Genomic DNA, 207 nt, shown 5'->3' on the forward strand with positions numbered 1-207 from the left:
CCGCGGTGCGTCACCTCCACACCCTTGGGCCGACCCGTCGAACCCGACGTGAACACCGTGTACGCCACCGCATCCAGGTCGACAGCAACCTCAGGAGCCTTCGGCGGGTAAGCCGACAAGTCCTCCACCGTCAGCACCACCGGCACATCCGCAAACCGGTCCGCATACTCGGCCGACGTCACCGCCACCGACACCCCACCATCCGCG

At 67.6% G+C, this 207-nt stretch carries 1 protein-coding gene; it reads right to left on the minus strand.

Translation table 11 applies throughout. The annotated features are described in order from the left end of the window. Window positions 1–188 (minus strand): AMP-binding protein (locus IG74_RS54580; RefSeq protein ID WP_324607554.1); only part of this gene is annotated, 188 nt, incomplete at its 3' end. Between the last annotated feature and the right edge of the window lie 19 nt (window positions 189–207).

Origin of the sequence: Streptomyces sp. NRRL B-1347 (assembly GCF_000720325.1) — a bacterium.
In the GTDB taxonomy this organism is placed as follows: Bacteria; Actinomycetota; Actinomycetes; order Streptomycetales; family Streptomycetaceae; genus Streptomyces.